The organism is Luteolibacter yonseiensis, assembly GCF_016595465.1.
GTDB classification, from domain to species: domain Bacteria; phylum Verrucomicrobiota; class Verrucomicrobiia; order Verrucomicrobiales; family Akkermansiaceae; genus Luteolibacter; species Luteolibacter yonseiensis.
Window position 1 is genome coordinate 1,264,042 of sequence record NZ_JAENIK010000011.1, and the last position, 18,794, is coordinate 1,282,835.

Here is an 18,794-nt window from a genome sequence, read left to right on the forward strand (position 1 = left end):
GGGCGATGAAGGAGGTGGATTGAGAGAAATCGAAACGCGGAGGTAGGAGAGGAAGACGCGGAGAAGATGGGTTGGAAAAATAGGAAGAGCGTGCGGTTTCGAATCGCGAGAAGGCGCGACCTGATAGTCCCTCTCTTCGCGGGTTACGTGGGTAGATGGCTACAAGGTCGCCCTTCCCTACGGCTTCGCCGGGCCGCCTTGGGCGGGGGCGGGGGACATTTTTCCGTCCTTGGCCGGGGACTCCAGGGTGATGGCGGCGACCATCGGCGCGCTGGCGGTGCCGGGGCTGGTGAGGGTGATCTTTGAAATCAGGACCGCCGGTTTTTTCAGATCCCGCCAGAGGTAGCGCACCTGGCCGTGATCCGTCAGATCCGTGCGGGCGGAGCCGGGGACATCCACACCCGCGACGTGGTCGGCGATGTCCACGCCGTTGCTGAGGACGATGTCCTCGGAGGTTCCATCCGCGTATCCGATCTTGATGGTCATCAGCGGGTCGTGGCCCTGCACCGCCGGGAATCCCCAGCCTGCCACCGCGCCCAGGAGGTGCAGCCTTCCCGCCGCGACATTCGCCGGAAGCTCCACACTGCCGGGCATCGTCAGGCTGAGGGCGTCCCCGCGAGCTCCGCCCTTGAGAACGATGACGTTTTTCCCGCCCGCCGCGATGGCGGGGTCCTGGAGTTGGAAGGGAACACCGCGCTCCTCGACGGTGCCGAAGCGCTTGAGCCCCACGCGGTCGCCGCCGACGTCCTTCGCGAGATAGACGCCCTTGCTGCCATCCGCCGTCGCGGCCTTGCCGAAGGTGAGGATGTGGAAGCGTTGCTCGCCGGCGCGGAGGTAGGAGATCAGGTCGCGCAGCGAGGCACCGCCGAGGGACTCGAATCCTTCCGGCATCAGGGATTTTCCGGTGTCCGTCTGGCTGGTGATCTGGTCGCGGGGGATCTCGGTCTCACCGCCGACGTTCTTGATGAAAAGGCTGCCCGCCGTCTCGCGGCTGATGAAGCCCGCCACGATGCGGCCATCCTTCGTGCCCACGTTCCAGACGTGGTAGCTCGGCTCCACCTCGCGGTTCGGATCCACGATGTGGGTGAGGAGAGCCTCCACGCCGTGGGCCCCCATGCCTTCCAGCACCGGGCCGATGACCACGCCTTCGCCCTTGTATAAATGGCAGATCGCGCAGGCTTGGAACAAGGCCTTGCCCGCCACCGGATCACCCGGAGCCATGACCTCGGGCAGCAGGCGGTTGATGACAGCGGCCTTCGCTTCCTCCGCGCCCTGGAATTTCGCCACCAACGGAGCGGCGTGTTCCCGGACGGACTTGTCGGGATGCTCGGCGAGACGGGCGATAAGCTGCGGCCCGGCGACGGCGGCGGGCAGGCTGCCATCGGCCAGCGCGTCGGTCAGGGCGATGGCGGATTCCGGGCGGCCGAGTAGCGCCTCGGTGACCTTCGCCTTGTCACCCTGCGGCAGCGACGGCATTGCGGTGATGAAAAATCTCGCGGCATCCGGAGACGGATTTTTCAGGATGGATTCGAAAAGCGCGGTCCGTCCGTCGCCGGGTTTCACGAAGGATTGTTTGAAAAATTCGGACAGGTCCGCGGGGAATGCTGGCAGGCCGCCGAGTGCGGACAGCACCTGCTTTTCCTGTGGCTGCGAGGCGAGCACGCGCTTCACCGCCTTTTCCAAACGCGCGTCGCGTTCGTCGGCGCTCCAGTTCCGGGCGGCGAGAGGCAGGGCGGTTGCGGAGATCTGCGGGACGTCGCTTTCCGCCAGGGCATTGATCGCGGAGCGTATTTCCGGGCTGTCGCCGAGCTTGCGTTCGCGAAGCGAGGCGAGCGATGCCATGGCGATGCCGATGTCTCCGCCTTGCGTGCCCAGCACCTTGAGCATCGGGATCAGTCGGGATTCGTCGTTGGAGGAAAACTCGAACAACCGCGCCACGAGCGGCGCCTGCTTTTCCTTGTCCGCCGAGGCCATGGCGGCGGCGAGCACCTCGCCGGGGGAGTTCTTCGCGAGCCGGGCCACCGCCGCAGGGGTCCAGATGTCGTCCGCCGCCGCATGGATGGCGACCAAGGTGTCCGCCGCAACCACCGTTTGCGCGGGAAGTGCGGCGAGCACCTGCAGGCGCACCACCGGATCCTTGTCCTTCGCGAGATTCGTGCTGATGGATTTCACCACCGCATCCGTCGCCAGTTCCGGGTGGGTTCCCATCACCCGGGCGGCGGTGAGGCGCACGGAGCGATCCTCATCGGCCAGCGCGGCAATGAGCTCACGCTCGCCGAGCACACCTGCCGCCGCGCGCAGCCACAGCGCGTGGAGCCTCGCCGGGCCTTTTGCATTTTCCAAAAGCTTCGCCGCGCCCTTCACATCGCTTTCCTCGATGAGACGCTGGGCACGGAAGCGGATTTCCCGGTTGGGATTTCCCAAGGCGGCCACCCGGCCTTCCGGCGTCCGGAGGTCCGCCGCCGGGACGGGCTTCGCCTCGCGGTGACGGTAGCGGAGGATACGGCCGAAGAAATGGTCACGGTCGGGGCGGGCTGCCTGGTTGTTCCACAGATGGATCGGTCCGCGCGGGTCGTTGTGGAGGATGGCCTGGTTGTAGAAATCGATGGTGTAGAGCTGGCCGTCCGGTCCCACCCGGGTGTCGATCTGGCGGCTCCATGAATCCCGTGTGGCGGAAAACTCCTCCTCGCGTGTCTTCTCCGCCTTGAAGGTCACACCGGAGCGGGTGAGCTGTTCGTGGTGGACGATGTGTACCGTGGGCTCGGCGGTGAAGTAGCCCAGGTTCCAGGCGTCCGGCCACGATCCGCCTTCATAGACCGCGCAACCGCAGGCGGCGGTGAAGGAGCCGATCACGTCATTCGGCTGGTTCTCGACGATCTCCTCCCAAGTCATCAGCGGTTTCACCGGACGCAGATGGATCATCACCTGCCACGATGGCACGCTGCCCATGCCGCCTTCCGCCATGAGCCTGTCGGAAACGGGCGCGTGCATGACGAGATCGCCCGAAGTCGGCTGGGTAAAAAACAACTCGCCGTCCGAGGTGATGTCCACGCCCCAGCAGTTGCCGCTTTTCGCGCTGACCATCTCGATCTTCGTGCCGTCCGCCTTGAGACGGACGATGCCCGATCCGATCGATCCGAAATCCTGCCTGCCATCGCCGGACGTCACCTTGGGCGAACTCGAATAACCATGCGTCGCATAGATCCAGCCATCCAGCCCCCAGCGCAGGTTGTTCAGGACCGAGTGCGTGTCCTGCGTGCCGAGCCCGGTGTAGAGCACCTCGCGCTTGTCCGATTTCCCATCGCCATCCGTATCCCGCAGATACAGGACCTGCGGAGGCTGCGCGACGATGACGCCGTCCTTGTAAAAACAGAAGCTTGTCGCCAGATCCAGGTCGTCGGCGAAGACGTGGCGCTTGTCCAGGATGCCATCGCCATCCGTGTCCTCCAGGCGGCAGATGCGGTCGCGTCCCGGACGGTTCACGGCGGGAGGCTTCGGCAGGTTGCTGTCGCGGTCCCATACGGAATACATCGACTCGGGGCCGCCGCCCTTCGTCCCCTCGGGGTATTCCATGCTTTCCACCACCCACAGGCGTCCCTCGCCGTCCCAGTCGATGTTGATGGCCTTTGAAACCAGTGGCTCGGAGGCCACGAGCTCCACCTTGAAATCCGGGTGCACCTGCATGGACGCCACCTCCGCCTCGGGAGAGAGCGGGCCGCCCGGCGGGTAGGTCAGCAGGGAGTCGTCCGCCTTGCCGACGGCGTCGCCTTCACCGCCTTGACCGGCCCACGCCAGCGCGCGTCCGAGCAGCGCGCGGATCGCCGGGTTCTTGAAAGTCTCCGGGTTTTTCCCCGGTACGAAGGAGACGATCCTGCCTTTTCCGAGCTCCTGCGTCCAGATCATCGGCGATACGCCGTAAACGTAGGGCTGTGGTTCATCCCCCTTGAGGTGCTTGCGGTTCGGCGTCCAGGTGGTGGCCAGCACGTTGCTCACCTTGGAATTGATTTCAAACCCCTGCATCATCTCGTCCGCCACATCGAAGTTCGAGACACCCCGTGTGATGAAATCCTCGCGGCCCGAGGGAGTGAAAAACAATGGCACGGCTCCGTTCCAACGGCGCGGCTCGCCCTTCACCAGTCCGGAGGCGGAGATGGCGTCGTGCACCAGCACGATGCCGCCGCCGGCCTTCACGTAGCTTTCGACGCGGGCTTTTTCCGCATCATCCCATTTCCCGCCGGCGGTGATGAGGACCGCGTCGGTTTTTTTCAGATCCGCCTCGCCGGGGAAATCCGGGCTGCTGGAAATCCCGGGGAACAATCCTTCCGCCGACTGCACGTAAAACGACTTGCCACAGGCGAGCCCGCCGCAAGCCGCGAGCGCCAGCCCGACGAGCGCCGGGATTTTCGTTACGATGGAGTTGCGGGCTGATTCATACATCCCTCTTTCATAACGCCTCCCGCGCTTCTGCCTAGCAGTGAAGCATCCGGAATAGAAAAATGTGCATTTCCAGCGGATCGGGACAGGAGGCTTGGGGGGGCGCTAGAGGAGTGGTTGCTTTAAGGTTCACCGCGAAGGCGCAAAGGTCGCGAAGGGACGCGAAGGAAGAGGGGAATGGATGGATCGAAACGCGGAGGACGCCTGGAGCGCGGAGGATCTGTGGAGATTGCCGGAGCACTCCCACCATGCTCCGTGGGATCGGGTTACCGGCTCTTCAGCACCAACGGTGCGGAATGTGACAGCCCATGGCAACGCCATGGGAAGAGGCCCCAAGGAAGTCGAAGTCCTGAAAGGACGGGATCCGGGAGGGCCGGTGTGCTGGAGATGTCGTCCTTTCAGGACTCGGTTCATTCGGGATGCTCCACCCGGGGTTGCGCTTCGCTCACCCCGGGCTGTCCCATTCCGCTCCTTTGGTGCTGGAGAATGCCGGACGCCGGATGATCGCAAATCGATGCTTCGTTTCTGGAATGTGTGTTATTCAATGCATCGTCACTTGGATCACAGCATTTTGCGAAACACCATGGCCTCACCTCGCCCGCGACGGCCTCCTGCCGGTCCATTTCTGGAAGGTGTTGGAGAAGGTGTTGGGGTTGATGAATCCGACGTCGCGGCTGATCGTTTCGATCTTGTCATTCGTGCTGGTGAGCAGATGCCGGGCGCGGCGCATCCGCAGGAAGGTGACGTGCTGCATCGGCGTGCGGCCGAGCTCGGACCGGCACAGGCGCCGCAGGTGTTCCTTGCTCACGCAGGCCTTCGCGGCGAGTTCGTCGAGCGTCCACGGGCGGGCGAGTTCCCGATCCACCGCCTCCCACATGCGCCACAGCCGTGTGTCGCTCTGGTGGGGTTCGGCGAAGCGCAGCACGTAGCCATGGATCAGCCCCGCCCACGCGTTCAACTGCGCGGGAATCGCTTGGCCGGTTGCCTCCGCGTGCAGCCCCTGGATCGCCCGCAGCAAGGGATCCGCATGATAACTCCCCAGGATGGGCGACTTGTGGGAAAGGATGGGCCGGGCCTCGCGGGATTCCAGATAGCGGACGGTGCACATCCGCATCGGCTCCGGGCCGGTGGCCTTGAGCTGGTTGGTGACGAAGGGCGGGAGAAGGCACGCCTGCCCGGCCTCCAGCCGTTTCCACTGGCCGTCCGCCCTGACCACGCCGCCGCCGCCGAAGCAGGCCATCATGCAGGTGCCGGACTGGTCGGCCCGGGTCATCGAGAACGGCTCGCCCGCTTCGAGGATCTCCACGTGGGCGATGTGGTGCTGCGCGAGCTCCCGGCACACCGGCTGGTCGCGGAGCCAGTCACGGTTGTCCACGTCGTCGCTGCGGACGACGTGCGTGCGGGTCGCTGGGCTGGCGTTCTTCGCGGGCATCGGGAGACAGGAATCTGCATGCGTTTTTCCGCCGGATCAAGACCCTTGGATGTGCATCCCGGATAGATTGTTGCGTCCCCGGATTTCTTGCCAACCCTTCTTTCCCCCACTAGCGAGGGACACGCATGAGTGAGAAAACACCACCCCGATTCATCTCGCAGGGGGAAACCCGCGACGAATACAACGACTGGACGCTGAACGAATGGCTCTGCCGCCCGGACATCGCGGACGCGAAACAACTCCTCATGGTTCGCGCGACGATGCAGCCCCGTTGCTGCCATCCGTTCCACATCCACCCGCACCGCGAGGAGATCATCCACGTCGTCTCGGGCAGAGCCGAGCAGTGGGTAGGAGAAGAATACCGCATCCTCGGCCCGGGCGAGGTTGCCATCATTCCGCCCGGCGTCCCCCACGGCACCTACAACCCCTTCGACGAGGTGCTGGTTTTCCACGCCATCCTCACCCCGGCCACCCTCCCGGAAAGCGAAGCCTCGCAACCCGATCCACACGACGTCTCCGAAACGGAACCCTGGCGGTCCATCCGTGGAGGACTGGCACCATGCGTGATTGCAGGGAAGTCTGAAGGGGTGTGATGGAAGCGCGGATATTTGGATTTTCACCACTGCTTTGTGGTGAATCTTGAAGCGAAGGACACATCACCCATTCCGCACCACCAGCCGCCCCAGCGTCGCGATGGCGTCCAGGGTGCGCGGGCCGAAGGCGAATCCGCAGCTCAGGCGGAAGCAGTTTTTCAGCCCGCCGGACGGTGAGAAAAGCGTGCCCGGCACGAGGCTGATCCCTTCCGCGACGGCTGACACGGTGAATGCCTCCGAGTCGAAATCCGCAGGCATTTCCAACCACAGGACGAAGCCGCCCGCCGGTTGGTTCACCCGGCACTCGGGCGGGAAAAACCGGACGACCGCCTGGCGGGTGCGGGCGCACTGCAGGGAATAAAGCTCGCGGATGCGCCGCAGGTGGCGGTCGTAGCCGCCCGCGTCGAGGAAACTGGCGACGACCAGTTCGGACAGCGTGGCGTTCCACGGGCACTGGATGGTCTTCAGCCGCTTCACCTCGTCCAGCCAGCCGCCCGGCACCATCCAGCCGACGCGCAGGCCGGGGGCCAGGGTTTTCGAGATGGAACCGCAGTGGATCACGTTTCCGCCATAGAGCGCGATGGATGGCGGTCTGCCGCCGTCGTGGGAAAGCTCGCCGTAAACGTCGTCTTCGATGATGGCGAAGCCGTGGTCTTCCGAGAGCTTCGCGAGGCGTTTCTTCGCGGCCGCGTCCATCACGCTGCCGATGGGGTTCTGAAAATTAGGCTGCACCACGCACGCGGCGATGCGGTGTTTTTTCAAGGCGGTTTCCAACGCTCCGAGGATCATCCCGTCGCGGGTGCAGACGGGCACCTCGATGGCCCGCAGTCCGAGGTCCCGGATCAGGTGGAGGATGCCGAAATACGTCGGCGTCTCCACCGCCACCAGATCGCCGCGTTTCGTGGTCGCGCGGAGGGCGAGCAGCAGGGCCTCCGTCGCGCCCTGGGTGGTGATGATCTCGTCCGGTCCCGCCTTGATCCCCGCGACGAGCAACCGCCGGGAGAGGGCGAGGCGGAGTTCCCTCCGACCCATCGGCGGAGTGTAGCGCAGCGCGTCGGACCTGGATTTCCGCAGCACGGCGTTCGTGATGGAGGCGAGCTTGGCGGAGGGGATGATGGAGTCGTCCGGCGCGGCGGCGGCGAAGGGCACCACCCTGCCGTTCTCCGCCAGATCCATCACGGATTGGAAAATGGACGCCTGCGCGATGATGATCGGTTTTTTCGAATGCCGGGCCGCCATGGGCAGCTTCGAGACATCCAGCGATGGCGGCGGCACGTAGTAGCCGGAGCGGGGCCGGGCCTGGATGATCCCCTGGTCCTCCAGCGAACGGTAGGCCTCCATTACCGTGGTGATGCTCACCTGGTGCTCGCGGCTCGCCTGGCGGACGGATGGCAGCCGGTCCCCTGCGGCAAAAGTCCCGGCACGGATCAATCCCGCCAGCCGCGACGCCAGATCCTGGTAGAGTGGCACTGCCGCTTTCATGCTGGGAGGGTGGAGCGGAAGGAGGGCAGCCGCCAGTTACAATTTCACCGATTTTTCAAAAAGTCCGGAATCTGTACCGTCTGTGCTGCTCATAAATCCACCATCTGTATCTGTTGTTCCCTCGTTTTTCTGCCTACACTGCGGGCGTCTGGGAGACACAAACCGCCATGATCTACATCGTCAAAACCTTCATTGTCTTGTTCATTCTCGGTTGGACGCTTTTCGGGGGATGGCTGGTCGTCCGCTACGGAGCATTGTTCGGCCCGCATCGGGACGACCCGGCGGAGTCCGTCGGTGCGCGTTCGTTCGGCGTCACGCACATCTGCCTGGTGTGGTTCGGGGCCATGGCGCTGGCGGTTTATTTTTTGTTCCGGTGAGGGTGGGAGGGGTTACCCGACCTGGCCTGCCTTGCTGCGGATTGCTTCAAATGTCTTTGCAAGGATGCGGGAGGTAATCCCGTCGATTTCTTCTGCCAGCATGGGTTCGGAGTAGGGCTTTGAAATCAAGATTTTCCCGTCGTGATTGAGCGCGTAGCCCTCTTTCTTGTATTCTATTTCCACTTTCGTCCGATGAGTGAAAGCATTGGCGGCGGATGATTGGTAATACAGATAAGAATAGCTGAAGGAATGTTTTGCCTGTGGACGTACGACGTTGAGGGTGGGAGTTGAAGCCGGATTGATATCTAGCATGAGTTCTCCGTTACCATTTGTCGCCATCAAGCTGATTCGTGAGAAAAGAGGAGCAAGAGTCCGCATTTTGGTATCTAATTTTTTCACAAAAGGTCTGACGCTCGAGTCAATGAAGGGCTGAAGCACGTCATCATCAGGTTCGTTTACCTTGTCTTTTGAATTCTGCTCCCGGATGAACAACGTCACCTGCTTCTCGACATCGCTTGGCTCCTCAATACTCTCACCTTTCGCCGCGCCAACCGCGAGTTTCAGCGATTTCTCGAGCTGCTTGCCGAGAAATGCCTCGAGGCTTTCCAGTTCGCCCGCGTCGGCAAGCCTCAGGCTTGTCAGGTAATCGCGCTTCTGTTCCGTCGGCACGATGATCGGCGGGTAGTTCTCGCGGAGAAACAGGTAATTCACCAGCATCCGGGCGACGCGTCCGTTGCCATCGTCGAACGGATGGATCAGAACGAAGTCGTGATGGAGTTTCGCAGCAATGGTCAGGATATGGTGCTTTCGATCTCCGAGCGACTTTTCCAGATCATCCACAAGTGCCTGCATTCGCGAGGGGACCTCCAGCGGTGACGCGTATTCGAATAACTCCCCGCTCGCTGTGAGCACGCTGTTGGGCAGGGTTTTGTATTCACCCGGGATCACTTCGGCACGCGACGGATGGCCGTCCGGTGTTTGTGTGGGTTTCCAGAAGGGCTCCTTGAGGATGATTTTATTGAGGTCGCGGATGTCGCTCGGAGTGATCAACCTGCTTTTGTCGGCGGCCAGATTCCGCAGATGCTTGATCCCGACATCGTGGGCCTTCATCTCCTCGTATTCACGAAGAGAGTGGTTTCCGTGTGTCTGGCCGTGGAGGAGGAGCAAGACCGTTTCGCCGTAGGTGAGCGTGTTGCCCTCGATGTGGTTCGAGTGGAAGTTCCATTCCAACCGGAGTTTTTCCCAAAGACGGCGCTCGTCGGCGTCTCCCATTGGCAGAATTGCGTCCAATTCCGTCTTGAGCGCGTCGATGGTGGCGAAATCAGAGTTCATGGAAATTGTCTGTGTTGTCGAACCCGGGCGGGAAACTGAGTTCGTTTGATTTCTGAAAGCTAAAGGGGGGGAAGACTGCGGAAAAGGGAAAACGAGTAGATCCGTGTGACAGACGAACGCGACTTCTGAATGGTCGTGGAGATAGGGCGAGAAAAATGGGAGGCATGGCAGTTGGAAACCGCCGTCACGATTTTATGCGGGCTCCATCAAAAAAACCACCGCCCGCGTTTCCGGCCAGTATTCTCCGCCGGTGCCAAAGGTTGGGAAACCGACGTGGCCGCCGGTGGCCGGGATTTCGAAATGGAAGTGCTCGCTGGCCACCGACTCTTCGCGGGGATAACAGCGGGGGCCGAGGAAGGGATCATTCGCCGCGTTCACTAGCAAAGTCGGCACGGTGATGGAGGGGATGAACTGGCGGCTGCTGTTGCGTTTCCAGTAGTCCGCCGCGTCGAGGAATCCGTGGATGGGGGCGGTGTAGCGGTCGTCGAATTGCTGGAAGGTGCGGATACGGTTCAGGCCGGCGAGGTCGAGCTGGTCCGGAAACAGACGTTTTTTCGCGCGGACCTTGGAACGCATCGCGATGAGGAACCGCTCCATGTAGATCCGGTTGGACGGGATGGAAAGCTTGGCCGAGGAGCAGGCGAGATCGCACGGCACCGAGAAGACCACGGCGCGGTGGATTTGCGGCGGCAGGTCCGCCGGACGCTCTCCGAGGTATTTCAGCGTGAGATTGCCCCCGAGGCTGAAGCCGATGAGATCGACGGACTTCGCGGGGTGGTTTTCCAGCGCGTGGGAAATCACCGCATGCAGGTCCTCCGTCGCGCCGCTGTGGTACATCCGCAGCAGGCGGTTCGGTTCGTGGCTGCATCCGCGGAAGTTCCACGCGAGGACATCCCAGCCGCGGCGGAGCATGGCGGCGGCCATGCCCTGGATGTAGTCGGTTTTGGTGTTCGCCTCGAGGCCATGGGAAAGGATGGCGAGGCGTGGTCCGCCGTTTCCCGCCCATTCCAGGTCGATGAAGTCGCCGTCCGGCAGTTCCAGCCGTTCGGCGCGGCGGGTGACGTGCGGCACCCGCCGGAACAGGGCGGGGTAGATCGTCTGGGTGTGGCCGCCGGGAAGCCACGAAGGCGCCCGGTAGCTGCTTTGCTGGATCAGCGGCATGGTTTCTCCCCTGTCTAGCGGCGGAAACACCGCCCGGCAAGTGGTGCGTTCACGGGTGCGATGGCGCTTGTCATTCGCGCCGCCGCCGTATAGCCAGCAGCCCGCTGGAATACTTCTCCCCAATTCATCCATGACATTTTTCATCCTCTGGTGCCTCGCAGGCCTCGTCGTCGGCATCATTTTCGCCTCGTTTTTCGAGTGGACCCTCCACAAATACGTGATGCACCGCCCGGTCTGGAACTTCCGCTACGCCTTCCAGGCCCACGCGGTGGTCCACCACAAGACCTTCAAGGCGGATCACACCTACCACCTCATCCACGAGAAGGACAAGGAAACGATCCCGATGGCCTGGTGGAACGGCCCGGTTCTCATCCTCATCGGCGCGACTCCGTTCGCCCTGTTGTCATGGCTCACCGGCCAGTGGGCGTTCGTGCTCGGCGGCGGCCTCGCGTTCGCCAGCTACTACTGCTTTTACGAATACATCCACTGGTGCATGCACCTGCCGAAGGCGCGCCGGGTGGAAAAGCCGTGGTGGTTCCGTCGCCTGAATGGCCACCACCTGCTGCACCACCGTTACATGCACAAGAATTTCAACGTCGTCCTGCCTGTCGCGGACCTCTGCCTCGGCACCTTCATGGCCCGGGCGAAGACGCACTTCAAGCAGGCGGAAGGCCCGTCCGTGCCGAACGTGCAGCCGACGGCCTGATTTTTTTCCGCAGCAATGGTGTTGCCGGATTTTTCATTTCGGTTTATCTGATGGTTTGAAAAACCTGAAAGACCGATGAAAAAGACCTTCTTTTTGCTGCCGCTCATTGCGCTCGCTGTTTTTTCCAGCTCCTGCCGCACGGTCACTCCGCTGGACCCGATGACGATGAAGCAGTCCTGCAAGTGCCTGCCTCAGAACTTCCGCCCGGATGGAAGCTGTTGCGGCATGGTGGGAGGGACGAAGTAGGGGGAGAAATCGAAACGCGGGAGCTGGGAGCGTTTCATCGCGAACCACCGCCCGTGACAAAGTGACAGTCACATGGTAGGTCTTGTTCCGCGCCATTCCCGCGCGGGAAATCTTCATGAACATCGTGCTCGGTATTTCAGGCTCCATCGCCGCCTACAAGTCGGCGGATCTCGCTTCCCAACTGGTCAAGCGGGGCCACGAGGTCCACGTGGTGATGACTCATTCGGCCACGGAGTTCATCACTCCGCTCACTCTGCAGACGCTCACCCGCCAACCGGTGCTGGTTTCCCTGGAGGATGAGAAGCAGTCTTGGAAACCCGGTCATATCGAGTTGGCGGATCATGCGGACCTGTTCCTCGTCGCCCCCGCCAGTGCGAACGTGCTGGGAAACTTTGCCAACGGTCTCTCTCCGGACCCGCTCGCCGCGATCTACCTCGCCCTGCCACGGACCACGCCTGTCGTGCTGGCTCCGGCGATGAATGGAAAAATGTGGCTGCATCCGGCGACACAGCGGAACATCGCGAGACTCACGGAAGATGGTTGCAAGTGGGTCGGACCGGCCGAAGGAGATCTTGCCTGCGGCTATGAGGGAATAGGACGGCTCGCTCCGGTGGAGGAGATTTTGAAAGCGGTGGAATAAACAGCCTTGGAACGTCACCCGTCGGACATTCTGAAACTGTCCGCGTTTGTCAGCAGATCCCTCGTTTCCAAGCCCAATAAAAACGCCTTCGCTTCCAAACCCCCGGCGAATCCGGTCAGCTTGCCGTTCGCGCCGATGACGCGGTGGCAGGGCGCGATGATGGAAATGGGGTTCCTGCCATTCGCGGCTCCGACGGCACGGACCGCCTGCGGGCTGCCGATCTGACGGGCGATTTCCCCGTAGCTCCGTGTTTCTCCGAACGGGATGGTGGTGAGCGCCTCCCAAACCTTTTTCTGGAACTCGGTTCCGATGAAATCCAGTGTCAGGGAAAAGCGGGTGAGCCTGCCTGCGAAGTATTCGGTCAACTGCCGCTCGGTTTCCACCAGTATCGGGTGATCTTTTTTTTCCTCTGGATCACCCAGACGGACACGATCCGGATCGTCGTTTTCCCACAGGATCGCAGTGAGCCCCCGGTCACTGGCCACGAGCTTCAGCAGGCCGAGAGGGGATGGCATGGATTTATAGAAGTATTGCATGGTTGATGCGTGGATGATGGACCGGTTCGGGAAAATTGCTGGCCGTTTTCGGACATGGATATAAAATAACCAGATGTCCGGAAACGGCCAGCTTTTGACAGCAGGAAGGATTAGCATCATCCGATGATTGACGACCACGCCGCCTATAACGCGATGACATCGCGCGATCCCCGCTTTGACGGGGTGTTCTACGTTGGTGTGACATCCACCGGGATTTATTGCCGTCCGATCTGTCCGGTGAAGACGCCGAAGCTGGAGAACTGCCGTTTTTTCGCAAGTGCGGAGGCGGCTGAGGAGGAATCGTTCCGCCCCTGCCTGCGCTGCCGCCCCGAACTGGCACCGGGAAACGCTCCGGTGGACAGCGCGCACCGGATCGCGCATCTGATCGTCCACCGCATCGGGGAGGGATTGGTGGATGATGGTTTGGGATTGGAGGAGATCGCGTTACAGTTCGGCATCAGTTCGCGCCAGTTGCGGCGGATCGTGCAGGCGGAGCTCGGGGTGTCGCCGATCCAACTCGTGCAGACGCGGCGGTTGCTTTTGGCAAAACAGCTGCTCACGGAGACGAAACTGCCGGTGATCGACATCGCTTTCGCGAGCGGGTTTTCGAGCCTGCGCCGGTTTAACGACGCTTTCAGTTCGCGCTACCGCATGCCGCCGACCCGGTTGCGGAAAGAGGCCTCGTCACCTTCCGGAAATGTGGGTGCGTCGGAGACCTCCACCCTTCAGTTGAGCTACCGACCGCCCTATGACTGGGAGGGAATGCTGGCATTTCTCGCGGCCCGGACGATCAAGGGGGTGGAGCTTGTCACCTTGGACAGCTATTCGCGCACCGTGCGGCTGGGTGGCCATGTCGGCTGGATCCGCGTCACCCACGCGCCGGCCAGGCATGCGGTGATGGTGGAATTCACCCACACGCTGACGCCCGTTCTGCCGGCGTTGTTGGGGAGGTTGCGGAATCTGTTCGATCTGTCGGCCCGGCCGGACCTGATTTGCGCGCACCTGATGAAGGACAAGCGTCTGAAAAAGGCGGTGTTGAAAAATCCGGGGCAGCGGGTGCCGGGAGCTTTCGACGGCTTCGAGATGGTCGTTCGTGCGATCCTCGGCCAGCAGATCACCGTGAAGGCGGCGACCACGCTTTCCTGCCGGTTTGCGGAAGCCTTCGGTGAGGAAATCACGACACCGTTTCCGGATCTGTGCCGGCTTTCTCCCTTCGCTTCGGCGGTGGCGGGCGCGACGGTGGATGATGTCGCGAAGTTGGGGATCGTCAGCGCGCGTGCGAAGAGCATCATCGCCATCGCGCGTGCGTTTCATTCGGGAGAGGTGAAATTGGATGCGGGAGCGGATCCGGAACAGGCGATGCGGCAATTGGTCGCTCTGCCGGGCATCGGCCCATGGACCGCCCACTACATCGCGATGCGGGGGTTGAACTGGCCGGACGCGTTTCCGAAGGAGGACATCGCCGTGAGGAACAACCTCGGTGGAGTGACTGCGAAACAGGCGGAGGCAATGTCGCAGGCGTGGCGGCCGTGGCGCAGCTATGCGGTCATGCATATCTGGAGGAATCCGGCGTGATCAGGACCGGAGGATTTTATCCATCGCCTTTCCCTTGGCCAACTCGTCGACGAGTTTGTCCAGATAACGGATCTCCCGCATCGTCGGGTCCTCCACATCTTCCACCCGGACGCCGCAGACGACGCCTTTGATCAAGGCGCGGGAAGGATTCATTCCAGGAGATTCATTGAAGAATGTCTCGACGTCCGTCTGCTTCTCCAATTGTGCTTCCAGCCCCTGCTGATCGTATCCGGTCAGCCAGCGGATGACGGCATCCACCTCTGCCTTGGTCCTACCCTTCTTCTCCGCCTTCGTGATGTAGAACGGATAAACGCTGGCGAAGGGAGTGGTGAAGATGCGGTGTTTGGTGGTCATGGGGGGCGATGTGTTGCGATGCCACAGGTTCTTTGCAGATGAATGTCTCAATCGCGGTGGTGCCACCGCCGGAAATTTTGAGTCGATCTATATCCGTGCGGAGGCAATTGCCGAAGTAGTCGCCAAGACCAGAATCCTGTGCTTCGTGGAACCAGAATCCATCGTCGAGATCAGCAAGAGCATCGCTCGAAATCTCCACCTTGATCATGCCTGGCCAATCGTATGCTTCACGCTGTCCCAGTCTAGAATTGTGGCCTCTCCGGTGCGGATCCGGTCGCGTCGTGAATTTAACAAATTCTTCTGATCGTGAGAGATGCCAAAGCTGTCCGCACGCGCGCGAAAATCTTCCCAGATGGTTTCCATTATTTGGATCTTCTCACGGAGGGTCGGTTGTGAGACTTCGGCTGCGTTCATGTTCGGATGATAGCCAATGGTGATTGATGGTGCTACTGATTTATTCTGGTGAATGGTCCGGGCAAAGCACCTGGCATGGCGGAGTCGCCTCCACCGGGTGCTCCCGAAAAAGGGCGCTCATCTGGTGGAATTGACGCGAATGAGGAGAGGTTCTGATGGTTCCGGTCCGGGAGGCATGGCTCCAAATAACGGTCACGCCTCTCCCGCCTGTCTGGCGATTTCCTTGAAGGCGGTGGTGATCTGGCCGGGCTGCCATTTTCCTTCGATGCTCATCGCGCCCTTGTAGCCGGCGTCCTTGAGGACCTTGAAATACGGGCGGAAGTCGTCGCCGGAGATTCCGGGGACGGTGCGGCCTTCCTTTTCGGCGATCTCCATGTGGACGACGACATCCATCGCCGCCTTCAGGTCGGCGGGAGTGTCGCCCATGCAGGCCATGTGGTAGAGGTCCGCGAGCAGGCGGACGCGCGGATGGCCGACGGAGCGGATGATCGCGGCCCCTTCTGAAATACGGTTGATGTAGTTGCACTCCTTCGCCTGGAGCTGCTCGATCGTGACGGTGATGCCGTGTTTGTCGGCGAGCGTCCCCATCTGCTTGAGGAGGGAAATGAACTGCTCGTCGGCCTTTTCCTTGGACCAGCCGTCGGGGATTTTGCGTGCTCCCGAACTGCCGAAGACGATGAACTTTCCGTTCGCCTTTTTCAGGCGGCGGAAGGAGGTGTCGGACCATTCGAGGATGAGGTCATGGTTCGCCTCCGGACCCACCGCGTGGAGGTGTGCGGGGCGGATGAAGCTGTTGCAGGCGAGGATGGGCAGCGGGCAATCGGCGAGCTTCGCGAGGTTTTTCTCGAACGCTTCCTCCGGTTGGTCCGGCACGAGGAAATCGCCTACGCTGGCGGTCAGGAATTGCGCGCCTTCCGCCTTGAGCGCGGCGGCTTTTTCAAGCGGCGCGGCGATTCCCATGGAAGAGAAGAGGGTTTGCCCGGATTCCTGGGCGAAAAGGCGTGGCGCGAGCGATGCGCCGAGCAGGGCCAGCGAGCCGGTGTGCAGGAATTTCCTGCGGGAGAGAGATTGCATCTGGGTTTTGGGTGGAATGTGAGGGTGAGGTGGGCCGGCCGATCGCCGCATTTCCCACCTCACCCGGAAGAGAGAGGCTACAAAGGCCTCTCTCCTCACAATTTGTCAGTATTTGAACACCTTTCCGCCAGCGAGGACTTCCTGGGCCTTCTCGTCGAAGGTGACGCGTTCGCCGGTGCGGGCGGCGGCGTTCGCCATGATGGTCGCGATGGAGTGCTGGTAGCCCGCCTCCACGGGGGCGTGCGGTTGCTTGCGTGAAACGAGGCACTCCAGCCAGTTCTTCATGTGGGAGGTGGTGAGCGGGTCCGCGCCGGTATTGGCGGAGGAGGCGGCACCGCCGCCTGTGCCTTCGAGTTTGAACTCCTCGAGGAGATTCGCTTCGAGTTTCATGGCTCCGGCCTCTTGTTTGCCGAGGCCGCCGTTCGAGGTGACCTTGTTGGTGTCCAGATTCAGCTCGCCGCCGTTCGAGTAGTAGATCTCCTTGGTGCCGCCCGCGGAGTTGCTGAAGCGCGAGCTGAAGGTGACCTGGAAGCCGGTGGATGGATCGTCGAGCGGACCGTAGTCGAAAACCGCGGTGAGGGTGTCGAAGTTCTTGCGACCGTCCTTCCACTGGTAGATGCCGCCGTTCGCCGCGACGGAGCGGGGGTGTGGGAGCCCGGTGAACCAGTGCACGGTGTCGATCTGGTGGCACATCCATTGGCCGGGGATGCCGGACGAGTAGGGCCAGAAAAGCCGGTATTCGAGATATTTCCGTGGGTCGAACGTGTCATCCGGGCGGTTGCAGAGGAAGCGCTTCCAGTCGATGTCCTCCTCCTTGAGGGCGGCGACGAGGTCGGGGCGGCGCCAGCGTCCGGGCTGGTTGACGTTCCAAGTCATCTCCGCCGCGACGATGGGGCCGAATTTCCCGCTCTTGAGGAACTCATGGGCGGCGGCGTAGTTCTCTCCCGAGCGGCGTTGTGAGCCAACCTGCAGGATCCGGTCGGAGGACTTCACCGCTTTCAGGGCGGCACGGGCGTCCTCCATGGTTTCGGCGAAGGGCTTTTCGCAATACACGTCGCAGCCCGCCGCGATGGCTTCGATGGCGTGGGTCGCGTGTTGGAAGTCGGCGGTGGAAATGATGACGGCGTCGAGCTTCGCCTTCTCGTACATCTCCTCGTTGTTGCGGTAGGTTTCGATGTCCTGGTCGAACTTCTTTTTGAAATATGCCTTCGCATCGTCCCGACGGCGGCTCCAGAGATCGGAAACGCCGACGATCTCACAGTTGAACTGATCCGCCACGGCCTTGTAGGCGGGCAGCAGGGAACTGGTGAGCCGGTCCGAGAATCCGACGATGCCGATGCGGATGCGTCCGTTCGCTCCGGCGGCGCGGTCCTGGGCGCGGGCGGAAGGAAAGGTTTGTGCTGCGAGCAGGCCGAGGGTGCTCAGGGAGCCGGTGCGGAGGATTTCACGACGATTCATGGTTTTTGATAGGTTCTGGGAAACAGGTTTTGGAAAGCTGAGGATACGGGCGGTTTTCTGTCCCACCATGTATCCATATGGGGTATCAAACCGCCCGGTCACGGGCTGTCGAGCGCAAACCGGGGAGGAGGGATCAGATAACGCCCGCGAAGGGAAAGACGTTTCATGAAATGCTCCCAAACCGGAAAAAAGGCCCCAGGAGCCGGAGGATGCTGGAGATGCCGGCGTCATGGGGCACCCGGGAATCTTCTCGCAGCAAGGGTGGAATTCCGCCATGATCCGTCCGGTTCCACGTCATTTCGTGGAAAAATCACACAAAAAGCGACTTTGGGCTTGCAACCCCGCGCCCATCCCTTAACACCTGCGCCCCGAATTATGGCTAAGAAAAGTTGGATCGCCCGCAACGCGCGCAAAAAAGAAACCGTCGAGAAATACGCTGCCCTCCGTCTCAAGCTCAAGGCTGAGAAGGACTACGTCGGCCTTTCCATGCTGCCGCGTGATGCCAGCCCCACCCGCTTGGTCAACCGCTGCGAGATCACCGGCCGCCGCCGCGCGTTCCTCCGCCGCTTCCGCCTTTCCCGGATTACCTTCCGCGAACTTGCCTCCGCCGGGATGCTCCCGGGTGTGACCAAGTCGAGCTGGTAAACTGGCACGACTTGCGCTACTTTCTGACGTGGGGCGGACCGATCCCGTTCCCACGTCCTTTTTATGCCAATTTACGAATACGTTTCTGAAGCAGCGGATGACCCCGAGCATTCGTGCCGCGTCTGTGCCAAAGGGTTCGAGCTCAGACGTCCGATCGACCGCGCACCTCTTGAGGTGTGCCCGCTCTGCAAGAACCCGGTGAAAAAGGTGATCTCGCGGATCAATACCCCCACGATCACCAAGCCGCTCTCCGTGAGCGATGCGAAAAAGGCGGGATTCACCATCCTCCAGAAGCGCGATCAGGGCGTTTACGAAAAACTTTGATGTCGTAACCG

At 61.7% G+C, this 18,794-nt stretch carries 18 protein-coding genes; 8 read left to right on the forward strand and 10 right to left on the reverse strand.

Features of this window, described 5'->3' with window-relative positions; all coding sequences use genetic code 11:
• Nucleotides 1-177: 177 nt before the first annotated feature.
• Entirely contained in the window at nt 178-4,437 is a 4,260-nt protein-coding gene (locus tag JIN84_RS15000) for a PVC-type heme-binding CxxCH protein (RefSeq protein ID WP_200351855.1), read from the reverse strand.
• Between the two features lie 586 nt (nt 4,438-5,023).
• On the reverse strand, nt 5,024-5,866 hold the full coding sequence (locus tag JIN84_RS15005) for an AraC family transcriptional regulator (RefSeq protein ID WP_200351856.1): 843 nt from the start codon (nt 5,864-5,866) through the stop codon (nt 5,024-5,026).
• Nucleotides 5,867-5,991: 125 nt separating this feature from the next.
• Here JIN84_RS15005 and JIN84_RS15010 point away from each other — a divergent pair, with 125 nt between their 5' ends.
• Nucleotides 5,992-6,459, forward strand: a complete 468-nt coding sequence (locus JIN84_RS15010) for a cupin domain-containing protein (RefSeq protein WP_200351857.1) — start codon at nt 5,992-5,994, stop codon at nt 6,457-6,459.
• A 63-nt stretch (nt 6,460-6,522) separates the two neighbouring features.
• Here JIN84_RS15010 and JIN84_RS15015 read toward each other — a convergent pair whose 3' ends face one another.
• Complete coding sequence (locus tag JIN84_RS15015; protein ID WP_200351858.1) at nt 6,523-7,941, reverse strand: aminotransferase-like domain-containing protein; 1,419 nt, start codon at nt 7,939-7,941, stop codon at nt 6,523-6,525.
• A 167-nt stretch (nt 7,942-8,108) separates the two neighbouring features.
• Here JIN84_RS15015 and JIN84_RS15020 point away from each other — a divergent pair, with 167 nt between their 5' ends.
• Nucleotides 8,109-8,318, forward strand: coding sequence for a hypothetical protein (locus tag JIN84_RS15020; protein ID WP_200351859.1), 210 nt, complete (start codon nt 8,109-8,111; stop codon nt 8,316-8,318).
• 12 nt (nt 8,319-8,330) lie between these two features.
• Here JIN84_RS15020 and JIN84_RS15025 read toward each other — a convergent pair whose 3' ends face one another.
• Both JIN84_RS15025 and JIN84_RS15030 read right to left on the reverse strand, forming a co-directional pair.
• Nucleotides 8,331-9,650, reverse strand: a complete 1,320-nt coding sequence (locus tag JIN84_RS15025; protein ID WP_200351860.1) for a Fic family protein — start codon at nt 9,648-9,650, stop codon at nt 8,331-8,333.
• A 192-nt stretch (nt 9,651-9,842) separates the two neighbouring features.
• A complete protein-coding gene (locus JIN84_RS15030; RefSeq protein ID WP_200351861.1) occupies nt 9,843-10,811 on the reverse strand; it encodes a YheT family hydrolase in 969 nt (322 codons plus the stop codon).
• Between the two features lie 130 nt (nt 10,812-10,941).
• Here JIN84_RS15030 and JIN84_RS15035 point away from each other — a divergent pair, with 130 nt between their 5' ends.
• From JIN84_RS15035 to JIN84_RS15045, 3 genes are all read left to right on the forward strand, one after another.
• A complete protein-coding gene (locus tag JIN84_RS15035; RefSeq protein ID WP_200351862.1) occupies nt 10,942-11,517 on the forward strand; it encodes a sterol desaturase family protein in 576 nt (191 codons plus the stop codon).
• A gap of 75 nt (nt 11,518-11,592) precedes the next feature.
• Nucleotides 11,593-11,763: a hypothetical protein gene (locus JIN84_RS15040; protein WP_200351863.1), complete on the forward strand. Its 171-nt coding sequence runs from the start codon at nt 11,593-11,595 to the stop codon at nt 11,761-11,763.
• A gap of 115 nt (nt 11,764-11,878) precedes the next feature.
• Nucleotides 11,879-12,403, forward strand: a complete 525-nt coding sequence (locus JIN84_RS15045) for a flavoprotein (RefSeq protein WP_200351864.1) — start codon at nt 11,879-11,881, stop codon at nt 12,401-12,403.
• 14 nt (nt 12,404-12,417) lie between these two features.
• On the opposite strand, the gene JIN84_RS15050 is transcribed toward JIN84_RS15045, so the two are convergent.
• Nucleotides 12,418-12,939, reverse strand: a complete 522-nt coding sequence (locus tag JIN84_RS15050; RefSeq protein WP_200351865.1) for a methylated-DNA--[protein]-cysteine S-methyltransferase — start codon at nt 12,937-12,939, stop codon at nt 12,418-12,420.
• 123 nt (nt 12,940-13,062) lie between these two features.
• Here JIN84_RS15050 and JIN84_RS15055 point away from each other — a divergent pair, with 123 nt between their 5' ends.
• On the forward strand, nt 13,063-14,514 hold the full coding sequence (locus tag JIN84_RS15055; protein ID WP_200351866.1) for a DNA-3-methyladenine glycosylase 2 family protein: 1,452 nt from the start codon (nt 13,063-13,065) through the stop codon (nt 14,512-14,514).
• Here the strand turns inward: JIN84_RS15055 and JIN84_RS15060 are convergent, their stop codons facing one another.
• The 4 genes from JIN84_RS15060 to JIN84_RS15075 all read right to left on the reverse strand — a co-directional run bounded on the left by JIN84_RS15060 (nt 14,515) and on the right by JIN84_RS15075 (nt 17,814).
• Nucleotides 14,515-14,868 (reverse strand): DUF2200 domain-containing protein, encoded by a 354-nt coding sequence (locus JIN84_RS15060; RefSeq protein ID WP_200351867.1) that lies wholly within the window; start codon nt 14,866-14,868, stop codon nt 14,515-14,517.
• A 204-nt stretch (nt 14,869-15,072) separates the two neighbouring features.
• Nucleotides 15,073-15,282, reverse strand: coding sequence for an addiction module protein (locus JIN84_RS15065; protein ID WP_200351868.1), 210 nt, complete (start codon nt 15,280-15,282; stop codon nt 15,073-15,075).
• Between the two features lie 192 nt (nt 15,283-15,474).
• The gene (locus JIN84_RS15070) at nt 15,475-16,356 is read right to left on the reverse strand and encodes a sugar phosphate isomerase/epimerase family protein (protein WP_200351869.1); all 882 of its coding nucleotides are present in this window, start codon (nt 16,354-16,356) and stop codon (nt 15,475-15,477) included.
• 105 nt (nt 16,357-16,461) lie between these two features.
• The gene (locus tag JIN84_RS15075; RefSeq protein WP_200351870.1) at nt 16,462-17,814 is read right to left on the reverse strand and encodes a Gfo/Idh/MocA family protein; all 1,353 of its coding nucleotides are present in this window, start codon (nt 17,812-17,814) and stop codon (nt 16,462-16,464) included.
• A gap of 375 nt (nt 17,815-18,189) precedes the next feature.
• On the opposite strand from JIN84_RS15075, the gene rpsN reads away from it, so the two are divergent.
• Nucleotides 18,190-18,459 (forward strand): 30S ribosomal protein S14, encoded by a 270-nt coding sequence (gene rpsN, locus JIN84_RS15080; protein WP_200351871.1) that lies wholly within the window; start codon nt 18,190-18,192, stop codon nt 18,457-18,459.
• A gap of 63 nt (nt 18,460-18,522) precedes the next feature.
• Nucleotides 18,523-18,783, forward strand: coding sequence for an FmdB family zinc ribbon protein (locus tag JIN84_RS15085; RefSeq protein ID WP_200351872.1), 261 nt, complete (start codon nt 18,523-18,525; stop codon nt 18,781-18,783).
• Nucleotides 18,784-18,794 lie beyond the last annotated feature (11 nt).

What these genes read in the sequence shown, in the direction of transcription:
- JIN84_RS15010 (WP_200351857.1), top strand. Translation starts at nt 5,992, where the DNA reads ATGAGTGAGAAAACACCACCCCGATTCATCTCGCAGGGGGAAACCCGC.
- JIN84_RS15030 (WP_200351861.1), bottom strand. Translation starts at nt 10,811, where the DNA reads ATGCCGCTGATCCAGCAAAGCAGCTACCGGGCGCCTTCGTGGCTTCCC.
- JIN84_RS15015 (WP_200351858.1), bottom strand. Translation starts at nt 7,941, where the DNA reads ATGAAAGCGGCAGTGCCACTCTACCAGGATCTGGCGTCGCGGCTGGCG.
- JIN84_RS15050 (WP_200351865.1), bottom strand. Translation starts at nt 12,939, where the DNA reads ATGCAATACTTCTATAAATCCATGCCATCCCCTCTCGGCCTGCTGAAG.
- rpsN (WP_200351871.1), top strand. Translation starts at nt 18,190, where the DNA reads ATGGCTAAGAAAAGTTGGATCGCCCGCAACGCGCGCAAAAAAGAAACC.
- JIN84_RS15005 (WP_200351856.1), bottom strand. Translation starts at nt 5,866, where the DNA reads ATGCCCGCGAAGAACGCCAGCCCAGCGACCCGCACGCACGTCGTCCGC.
- JIN84_RS15000 (WP_200351855.1), bottom strand. Translation starts at nt 4,437, where the DNA reads ATGTATGAATCAGCCCGCAACTCCATCGTAACGAAAATCCCGGCGCTC.
- JIN84_RS15055 (WP_200351866.1), top strand. Translation starts at nt 13,063, where the DNA reads ATGATTGACGACCACGCCGCCTATAACGCGATGACATCGCGCGATCCC.
- JIN84_RS15035 (WP_200351862.1), top strand. Translation starts at nt 10,942, where the DNA reads ATGACATTTTTCATCCTCTGGTGCCTCGCAGGCCTCGTCGTCGGCATC.
- JIN84_RS15085 (WP_200351872.1), top strand. Translation starts at nt 18,523, where the DNA reads ATGCCAATTTACGAATACGTTTCTGAAGCAGCGGATGACCCCGAGCAT.
- JIN84_RS15020 (WP_200351859.1), top strand. Translation starts at nt 8,109, where the DNA reads ATGATCTACATCGTCAAAACCTTCATTGTCTTGTTCATTCTCGGTTGG.
- JIN84_RS15070 (WP_200351869.1), bottom strand. Translation starts at nt 16,356, where the DNA reads ATGCAATCTCTCTCCCGCAGGAAATTCCTGCACACCGGCTCGCTGGCC.
- JIN84_RS15060 (WP_200351867.1), bottom strand. Translation starts at nt 14,868, where the DNA reads ATGACCACCAAACACCGCATCTTCACCACTCCCTTCGCCAGCGTTTAT.
- JIN84_RS15025 (WP_200351860.1), bottom strand. Translation starts at nt 9,650, where the DNA reads ATGAACTCTGATTTCGCCACCATCGACGCGCTCAAGACGGAATTGGAC.
- JIN84_RS15045 (WP_200351864.1), top strand. Translation starts at nt 11,879, where the DNA reads ATGAACATCGTGCTCGGTATTTCAGGCTCCATCGCCGCCTACAAGTCG.
- JIN84_RS15065 (WP_200351868.1), bottom strand. Translation starts at nt 15,282, where the DNA reads ATGAACGCAGCCGAAGTCTCACAACCGACCCTCCGTGAGAAGATCCAA.
- JIN84_RS15040 (WP_200351863.1), top strand. Translation starts at nt 11,593, where the DNA reads ATGAAAAAGACCTTCTTTTTGCTGCCGCTCATTGCGCTCGCTGTTTTT.
- JIN84_RS15075 (WP_200351870.1), bottom strand. Translation starts at nt 17,814, where the DNA reads ATGAATCGTCGTGAAATCCTCCGCACCGGCTCCCTGAGCACCCTCGGC.